Origin of the sequence: Rhodococcus sp. R1101, assembly GCF_000278445.1 — a bacterium.
GTDB classification, from domain to species: domain Bacteria; phylum Actinomycetota; class Actinomycetes; order Mycobacteriales; family Mycobacteriaceae; genus Rhodococcus; species Rhodococcus gordoniae.
Genome location: NZ_AJVB01000141.1, coordinates 1 through 8,642 on the forward strand (window position 1 = coordinate 1; position 8,642 = coordinate 8,642).

An 8,642-nucleotide genomic window follows, 5' to 3' on the forward strand; every position below is an offset into this window, starting at 1 on the left:
CGGCCGCGACGGCCTGGATCGTGGCGATGGCGAAGGCACCGTTGCGGATGCCGCCGAGCACACCGAAGAGGCGCTCGACGAGATCCTGCTGGTTCAGGACGCTGTCGACACCCGGTCTGGTGCCGAAGTCGTCCTGGATCGCGGCGAAACGCTCCGGATCGGACATCTTGATCTTGAACGAGGCCGGGAAGCTGTCGGCACTCACCAGTTCGGCGAGCTCGGGCTGATCGGCGAAGACGCGTTCGGTGGCGTCGGCGACGGCGTCGTCGCGGCTCAGGTATTGGACCGACACCACGTCGTCGGTGTTCTCCAGGTCGCCGCGCAGAGCGGAACAGAGGTCCTGCTCGCAGTCCGGATCGAGCGAGGAGATGTCCTCGGTCAGGAACACCTGCACCTCGACCCGGTCGAGGAAGATCCGCTCCGTCTTACCCGCCATCTGGACCACGAGCAGACCCGCACCGAACAGCGCGAGCGAGATCGCCGTGGTGAGGATCATCGCGATGGTCATGGTGAGGTTGCGGCGCAGGCCGGTGGTGACCTCGCTGAACAGGAAGCTGGCACGCATCGGGTGGGAATCCTTCGGTTGCCTGGTGGGAGTGCTCGGGTGACGGGATCTACCGGCCGACGCCGTAGACGCCGCGCGCCTCGTCGCGCACGACGCGTCCGAGATCGAGTTCGACGACCCGTCGCCGCATCGAGTCGACGATGTGGTGATCGTGGGTCGCCATGAGCACCGTCGTGCCCGTGCGGTTGATGCGTTCGAGCAGCAGCATGATGTCCTGGCTGGTCTCGGGATCGAGGTTGCCGGTCGGCTCGTCGGCCATCAGCACCAGCGGACGATTGACGAAGGCGCGCGCGATCGCCACGCGCTGCTGTTCGCCACCCGACAGTTCGGCGGGGAGCCGGTCCGCCTTGCCCGACAGCCCCACCAGGTCGAGGACCTCCGGCACCGTCCGGTCGACGACCCCGCGCGGCTTGCCGATCACCTCGAGAGCGAACGAGATGTTCTCGGCGACCGTCTTGCGCTGGAGCAGCCGGAAGTCCTGGAAGACGCACCCGAGGTTCTGCCGCAACTTCGGTACGCGACGAGCCGGGAGCCGGTTGACGTGGAAATCGGCCACGTGGATGTCGCCGGTCGTGGGCTTCTCCTCACGGAGGAGCAACCGGAGGAAGGTCGACTTCCCCGATCCGGAGGGACCGATGAGAAAGACGAACTCGCCCTTCTCGACATGCACCGAGACCCCTTCGAGTGCGGGTCGCGTGGACGTCTTGTAGGACTTGGACACATTCTCCAGCCGGATCACGTGGACATGCTAACCGTTACCGTTCGGTGACCTGCCGTACCGGCGTGTCCGCACCCTACGGGGACGGTGAGTCGGTGTTCTCCGGGACCGTCCGGCCCTGCTCCTCGTTCAGTCCGGGTATCCGGGGCAGATCGAACGGGAGTTGCCTGGTCGTCGTGGTCGGGGGTGCCGTGGTTGTGGGCGCCTGCGGGGGCAGGACGCCTTGTGGCGAGCCCGGAACACTCGTCGACGTCGTGGGCGGGAACGTCGACGAGGTGGTCGACGGATAGGGCGTGTCGGTGGTCTCCGGAGTGGATTTCTGCGGGGGCACGGTCGCCGCCGGGGGCACGTACGGCACGTAGGGGGTCTCGGAGATGATCACCGCGCTCGACGGCGCCGCAGGCGTGTCCTCGGGCTGGTTCAGGAACAGATAGAGCACCCACATCCCCACCCACAGGCTGCACAACGCGAAGGTCGTGGTCCTCATCCGCCCACCGAGCAGGTGCGACGGGATACGCCTGCGGTGCGGCTCCCTCTCCTCGTTCACTGCGCCTCCACACGATCGACGACGCTGGCCGTGTCGAGCTGCGGCGTGACGGTGATGCCCTGCTCACGCAGCGCACCCGCGATGCGCGCACGCAACAGTCGGCCCACCTGGAACTGCTTGCCGGGCAGGGTGCGCGCGACCATCCGCACGCTGAGCTGATCCACCTCGAGACTCTCGACACCCATCACGCTCGGCTCGTCGAGCAGCAGTTCGCGCAGGCGGGGCTCCTTGTAGGCCGCCACACCCAGCTCGCGCAGGATCTCGGTGACGTCGGCGATATCGGCGGTCACCGGGATCGGGACGTCCACCACGGCACGCGCCCAGTCCTTCGACAGGTTCACTGCCTTGTTGATCTGGCCGTTGGGGACGGTGATCACCTCACCTGCCGTACTGCGCACCCGGGTGACGCGCAGCGTGACGTCCTCGACGGTGCCGATCGCGTCCTCGGACGCACCGGTCACGGAGATCTGGACGGTGTCGCCGAAACCGTACTGGCGTTCGGTGATGATGAAGAAGCCCGCCAGGATGTCCTGCACGATGCGCTGGGCACCGAAGCCCAGCGCCGCGCCGAGCACGGTCGCCGGCGCGACCAGGCTGCCGATGGGCAGCTGCAGGTAGTCGAACACCTTCAAGGTGGCGACGATGTACACGAACGAGATCGCCATCCACGTGACCACCTGGGCGACCGAGTGACGATGCTTCGTCGCCTCGGAGCGCACGAGGTCGTCGGACTGCATGTAGCGCTCGTCGATGCGCCGCGTGATGCGGCTGCCGATCCAGGAGACGAACCGGGCGATCAGAACCGCACCCAGGATCGTGAGCGCGATCTGCAACCCGCTCGTCGACAACCAGTCGAGCAGTCTAGCTCCGGGAAGAAACGGCACAGGCCCCTCTCTCGTTTCCGATCACGATTTCTGCTCTTCCCGCATACGCCAGCGGATGCCCGACTCGAGGAATCCGTCGATATCGCCGTCGAGCACCGCCGACGGGTTGTTCACCTCGTACTCGGTGCGCAGATCCTTGACCATCTGATACGGATGCAGCACGTACGACCGCATCTGGTTGCCCCACGAGCTGCCCCCGTCGCCCTTGAGCGCGTCCATCTCGGCACGCTCCTCCTGACGCTTGCGCTCGAGGAGCTTGGCCTGCAGCACACGCATGGCCGCAACCTTGTTCTGGAGCTGGGACTTCTCGTTCTGGCAGGTGACGACGATGCCCGTCGGGATGTGCGTCAGGCGCACGGCGGAGTCGGTGGTGTTGACCGACTGACCACCCGGTCCGGACGAGCGATAGACGTCGACGCGGACGTCGTTCTCGTCGATGTCGATGTGGTCGGTGGTCTCGACGACGGGCAGCACCTCGACCTCCGCGAACGAGGTCTGGCGGCGGCCCTGGTTGTCGAAGGGGCTGATCCGGACCAGACGGTGCGTGCCCATCTCGACCGAGAGGGTGCCGTAGGTGTAGGGCGCCTTGACGGCGAAGGTGGCCGACTTGATGCCGGCCTCTTCGGCGTAGGAGGTGTCGTAGACCTCGACGCCGTAACCGTGCTTGTCGGCCCAGCGGATGTACATGCGCATGAGCATCTCGGCCCAGTCGGCGGCGTCGACGCCACCGGCACCGGCACGGATGTTGACGAGCGCGTCGCGCTGGTCGTACTCACCCGACAGCAGCGTGCGCACCTCCATCGCCTCGATGTCGGCGCGCAGGCTCTCACGTTCGGCATCGGCGTCGGCCAGGGCCGCGGCGCGGTCCTCGCCCTCCTCACCCTCGGCGAGCTCGTAGAGCACCGGCAGATCCTCGAGCCGCTGGCGCAGCCCCTCGACGCGGCGCAGTTCGCCCTGCGCGTGCGACAACTCGCTGGTGACCTTCTGCGCGTGCTCCTGGTCGTTCCACAACTCGGGATCGGCGGCCTGGTGCTCGAGTTCGTCGATGCGCCGTCGCAGCTCCTCGACGTCGAGGACCGACTCCACGGTGCGGAGGGTCGTGTCGAGCTCGGCCAGGGCTGCGGAAACATCGGGATGCACGATTCAACAGGTTACCGGAGCGACGAACCGGTCCGACGTGGGCAATCGATACGCGCAGGGGGCGGCACGCTGCTCGACCCCGACCCGCGGCGGCTAGCGTTTCCGTCATGACCACCGACTACACCGCCGACCTGGACCTCGCCCTCCGACTCGCCGACGCGTCCGACTCCATCACCCGCGCCCGCTTCGGTGCGCTGGATCTGAAAGTGGACGACAAGCCGGACCTGAGCCCGGTCTCCGACGCCGACCTCGCCGTCGAGCGCACCATCCGCGAGATGCTCGGCGAGCAGCGGCCCGACGACGCGGTGCTGGGCGAGGAGTTCGGTGGCGACGCGGTCTTCCGCGGACGGCAGTGGGTGGTCGATCCCATCGACGGCACGAAGAACTTCGTGCGCGGCGTGCCGGTGTGGGCGAGCCTGATCTCGCTGCTCGAGGACGGCGTGCCGGTCGTCGGTGCGGTCAGCGCCCCGGCACTGAACCGTCGGTGGTGGGCAGCTGCGGGCAGCGGGGCGTGGGTCTCGCACGACCGCGAGCAGCCGCGCCGCATCTCGGTGTCGCAGGTCGCCGATCTCGCATCGTCGTCGCTGAGTTTCTCGAGCCTGAGCGGCTGGCACGAACGCGGCATCCGCGATCGTTTCGTCGCCCTGACCGACGACGTGTGGCGGGTGCGCGCCTACGGCGACTTCTTCTCGTACTGCCTGCTCGCCGAGGGCGCCCTCGAGATCGCGCTCGAACCGGAGGTGTCGCTGTGGGACCTCGCGGCGCTCGACATCCTGGTGCGCGAGGCGGGCGGACGGTTCACGAACCTCGAGGGCGCGGCCGGTCCGCACGGCGGCAGCGCGGTCGCGACCAACGGGAGGCTGCACGACGAGGTGCTCTCCCGGCTCTCCTGATCCGGCCCGATCACGGTGGGTTCGACCCTGCTCGGCGGGCTCGGACCCACCGAGTTCGTCGTGCGCCGCGACCGGAACTTACCGTACGGTAGACAGCAACCTTACTCAGAAGTAAGATCGGATGTCGTCCGCTCCCGCATCGAGAGACTTCTGGTGATCATGAGCAAGCAAGACAGCGTGGCCCGCCACACGCCTCGCGACACGTCCGCCGTCGGCCTCAATCCGATCAGACGGGACGCCATGGGCGCCGCCATGCGGGTGCTCACCCGCATCACCGGATCCGAGCTCGCGGATCGGTACAAGATCCGCGAGACGATCGACCGGATCACGTATCAGTCCACGAAGACGGGTTTCAAGACTCTCGGTGCCGCGACGCGCACCTTCAAGAAGGTGTCGGGCGGCGCGAGCGGTCCGCAGCGTCTCGCGACCGCGAAGAACACCGACTTCTTCGACCTCACCCCCACCGACGATCAGCAGATGATCACCGAGACGGTGCGTGAGTTCGCCGCCGAGATCCTCCGGCCCGCCGCGCACGACGCCGACGAGGCGGCCGCGGCCCCGGCCGATCTCCTCGCGCGCGCCGCCGAACTGGGCATCACCATGGTCAACGTGCCCGAGGCGTTCGACGGCGCCGCCGACGAACGCGGCGTGGTCACCAACGTGCTCGTCGCCGAAGCCCTCGCCCACGGCGACATGGGACTGGCCCTGCCGATCCTCGCGCCGAGCGGTGTGGCCGTGGCATTGACCCAGTGGGGCACCGAGGACCAGCAGAAGACCTACCTGCCGGCCTTCGCCGGCGACGACGTCCCCCAGGCGTCCGTCGTGATCGCCGAGCCCCGGGCCCTGTTCGACCCCTTCGCGCTGCAGACCAGGGCCGTGCGCTCCCCCAGCGGATACCGCCTCAACGGCGTGAAGTCGTTCGTCCCGGCCGCGGGCAGCGCCGAACTGTTCGTCGTGGCTGCCGAACTCGACGGCAAGCCGTCCCTCTTCCTCGTCGAGGCGAAGAGCAAGGGTGTCGTCATCGAAGCCGATCCGGGTATGGGCCTGCGTGCCGCCGGCCTGGGACGCCTGCTGCTCGAGGATGTCGCGGTGCCGGAGTCGGCACGTCTCGGCGACGACGACGCCGACATCCGCGCCGAGCAGTACGCCGACGCCGTGCGGTTGTCGCGTCTGGGCTGGGCCGCTCTGGCGACGGGCACCGGACAGGCCGTGCTCGACTACGTGGTCCCCTACGTCAACGAGCGCGAAGCGTTCGGCGAGCCTGTCAGCCACAGGCAGGCGGTGGCGTTCATGGTGGCGAACATCAAGATCGAGCTCGACGGTCTGCGTCTGGTCACCCTGCGCGGTGCGTCGCGGGCCGAGCAGGGACTGTCGTTCGCTCGCGAGGCGGCCCTGGCCCGCAAGCTCGCCACCGACAAGGGCATGCAGTTCGGCCTCGACGGCGTGCAGCTGCTCGGCGGCCACGGCTACACCAAGGAACACCCCGTCGAACGTTGGTACCGCGACCTGCGAGCAATCGGAGTCGCCGAGGGCGTCGTCCTCGTCTGATCGGCCCGACCCGAACAAGGAACCTGTGATGATCAATCTCGAACTTCCCCGGAAGCTCAAGGCTTCCGCGAACCAGGCCCATCAGGTCGCCGCGCAGATCTTCCGGCCGATCTCCCGCAAGTACGATCTCGCCGAGCACGAGTACCCCGTCGAACTCGACACCATGGCCGCGATGGTCGAGGGACTCAACGACTCCGGTCAGGGCGCAGCGGGTGCCACGCTCGGCCGCGACAGCAAGGCCAAGCAGGACGGTCCCGCCGGAAATGCCAACGGCGGCAACATGGCCGGGCTCCTCAATGTCATCGAGACGTGCTGGGGCGACGTCGGCCTGACGCTGTCGATCCCCTATCAGGGCCTCGGCAATTCCGCGATCGCCGCAGTGGCCACCGACGAGCAGCTCGAGCGTTTCGGCAAGGTGTGGGCCTCCATGGCGATCACCGAGCCCGGTTTCGGGTCCGACTCGGCGGCCGTGACGACCACGGCCGTGCTCGACGGCGACGAGTGGGTCCTCAACGGCGAGAAGATCTTCGTCACCGCCGGTGAGCGCTCCACCCACATCGTCGTGTGGGCGAGCGTCGACAGGTCGAAGGGCCGCGCCGCGATCAAGTCTTTCGTCGTGCCGCGCGAGGCTCCCGGCCTCTCGGTCGCGCGTCTCGAGAAGAAGCTCGGCATCAAGGCGTCCGACACCGCCGTGCTGGTGCTCGACAACTGCCGCATCCCCAAGGACAACATCCTCGGATCCCCGGAGGTGAACACCGAGAAGGGGTTCGCCGGGGTCATGCAGACCTTCGACAACACGCGTCCGATCGTGGCCGGTATGGCCGTGGGTCTCGGCCGCGCGGTACTCGAGGAACTGCGGTCGATCCTGAAGGACGCCGGTGTCGAGGTCTCCTACGACATCCCCGCGAACAACCAGCACGCCGCGGCCGCCGAGTTCCTGGCACTCGAGGCCGATTGGGAGGCCGCCTACCTGCTCGCGCTGCGCGCGACGTGGATGGCCGACAACAAGAAGCCCAACTCCCTCGAAGCGTCGGTGTCCAAGGCGAAGGCCGGCCGCACCGGTACTGCGGTCTCGCTCAAGGCCGTCGAACTCGCCGGCACCTACGGTTACTCGCAGCGGCCGCTGCTCGAGAAGTGGGCACGCGATTCCAAGATCCTCGACATCTTCGAGGGCACCCAGCAGATCCAGCAGCTCATCGTCGCTCGACGGGTGCTCGGAAAGTCGTCCGCCGAACTGAAATAACGGGGGACCCCCCGGGGGCAGGGCCCTCGCCGCAGGTGCGGCGAGGGCCCTGCCCATACGAGGAAGTTCGCCTGGAATGTGAGATACGTCACCGCTATTGTGTGTCCTGACGCCGACACACAGCTAGGGGGACGGATGCTCGGTCAGGACATTCTCGGCAGGATCACAGGCGGGCGGATCACGCTCGACGACACGATCGGCCAGGTCAAGGACATCGTCGGATCACTCGCAGTACTCCATCGCGCAGGTCTGCTGCACTTCCCGCGCGTGGACCGCAGCATCGGGACGATCATGGCGGCCGACAAGTACGGCCCCTTCGCCGGTTCCGTGCACGCACAAGCCGAACGCGGTCTCGACGCCGTCGCACTGATCGACGAAGCCGGCGACCTCACCTACAAGGAACTCGAGGCCCGGTCCAACGCCCTCGTGCGTGCGTGGCAGCGCGCCGGGGTCGAACCGGGATCGGTCATGGGCATCATGGCCCGCAACCACCGCGGACTCGTACTGACGATGCTCGCCACTGCCAAGCTCGGCGTGCGGCTCGTGATGATGAACACCGGTTTCGCGCCGCGGCAACTCGTCGATGTCGCCGCGCGCGAACAGGTCTCGACGTTCGTCTTCGACAGCGAGTTCGCCGAGGTCGCCGCCGCACTGCCCGACGATGTGCGCCGGTACGCCTCCTGGGTGGACGACGAGGTCCCCGGCATCCCGACACTCGAGCAGTCGATCGAAGGGCTGGACGGATCGTCCCTGCCCGCCCCGGAGGTCTTCGGCGGCTTCGTACTGCTCACCAGCGGCACCACCGGCACCCCGAAGGGAGCGCCGCGCGGCCGCACGTCACCGTTCGCGTCGGCCCAGTTCCTCGATCGGGTTCCGCTGCGCCCCGGCCAGACGATGCTCATGGCCGCCCCCGCCTTCCACGGCACCGGCGTCTCTCAGTTCGCGCTCGCCCTCGCGCTCGGCCAGACCGTGGTGATGATGCGGCGCTTCTCCCCCGTCGACACCCTGGGCCTCATCGAGCAGCACGGCGCGAACGTGCTGGTCGTGGTCCCGACCATGCTGCAGCGGATCCTCGACCTCGGACCGGAGAAGATCGCCGAGTAC

General features: G+C 67.8%; 9 protein-coding genes. 4 read left to right on the plus strand and 5 right to left on the minus strand.

Annotation, left to right across the window (positions count from 1 at the left end):
- The 5 genes from R1101_RS0111260 to prfB form a co-directional block, all read right to left on the minus strand.
- The coding region (locus tag R1101_RS0111260) for a permease-like cell division protein FtsX (RefSeq protein WP_016933533.1) at window positions 1-565 on the minus strand (565 nt) is incomplete at its 3' end.
- A gap of 49 nt (window positions 566-614) precedes the next feature.
- Window positions 615-1,304 carry a cell division ATP-binding protein FtsE gene (gene ftsE / locus R1101_RS0111265; RefSeq protein WP_016933534.1) on the minus strand — a complete coding sequence of 230 codons (690 nt, stop codon included), beginning with the start codon at window positions 1,302-1,304 and terminating at the stop codon, window positions 615-617.
- A gap of 55 nt (window positions 1,305-1,359) precedes the next feature.
- Window positions 1,360-1,830: a hypothetical protein gene (locus R1101_RS0111270; RefSeq protein ID WP_016933535.1), complete on the minus strand. Its 471-nt coding sequence runs from the start codon at window positions 1,828-1,830 to the stop codon at window positions 1,360-1,362.
- Entirely contained in the window at window positions 1,827-2,714 is an 888-nt protein-coding gene (locus R1101_RS0111275; RefSeq protein ID WP_026003152.1) for a mechanosensitive ion channel family protein, read from the minus strand. The genes R1101_RS0111270 and R1101_RS0111275 overlap by 4 nt, the downstream gene beginning before the upstream one ends.
- 21 nt (window positions 2,715-2,735) lie before the next feature.
- Window positions 2,736-3,854: a peptide chain release factor 2 gene (gene prfB, locus R1101_RS0111280; protein ID WP_016933537.1), complete on the minus strand. Its 1,119-nt coding sequence runs from the start codon at window positions 3,852-3,854 to the stop codon at window positions 2,736-2,738.
- A 107-nt stretch (window positions 3,855-3,961) separates the two neighbouring features.
- On the opposite strand from prfB, the gene hisN reads away from it, so the two are divergent.
- From hisN to R1101_RS0111300, 4 genes are all read left to right on the plus strand, one after another.
- Window positions 3,962-4,747: a histidinol-phosphatase gene (gene hisN, locus R1101_RS0111285; protein ID WP_016933538.1), complete on the plus strand. Its 786-nt coding sequence runs from the start codon at window positions 3,962-3,964 to the stop codon at window positions 4,745-4,747.
- Between the two features lie 153 nt (window positions 4,748-4,900).
- On the plus strand, window positions 4,901-6,295 hold the full coding sequence (locus R1101_RS0111290; RefSeq protein WP_016933539.1) for an acyl-CoA dehydrogenase family protein: 1,395 nt from the start codon (window positions 4,901-4,903) through the stop codon (window positions 6,293-6,295).
- 28 nt (window positions 6,296-6,323) lie between these two features.
- Window positions 6,324-7,538: an acyl-CoA dehydrogenase family protein gene (locus R1101_RS0111295; RefSeq protein WP_016933540.1), complete on the plus strand. Its 1,215-nt coding sequence runs from the start codon at window positions 6,324-6,326 to the stop codon at window positions 7,536-7,538.
- 135 nt (window positions 7,539-7,673) lie between these two features.
- Window positions 7,674-8,642 (plus strand): AMP-binding protein (locus R1101_RS0111300; RefSeq protein ID WP_016933541.1); only part of this gene is annotated, 969 nt, incomplete at its 3' end.

Bases quoted from the DNA above. Each gene is read 5' to 3' on its own strand.
- hisN (WP_016933538.1), top strand. From the start codon at position 3,962: ATGACCACCGACTACACCGCCGACCTGGACCTCGCCCTCCGACTCGCC.
- R1101_RS0111295 (WP_016933540.1), top strand. From the start codon at position 6,324: ATGATCAATCTCGAACTTCCCCGGAAGCTCAAGGCTTCCGCGAACCAG.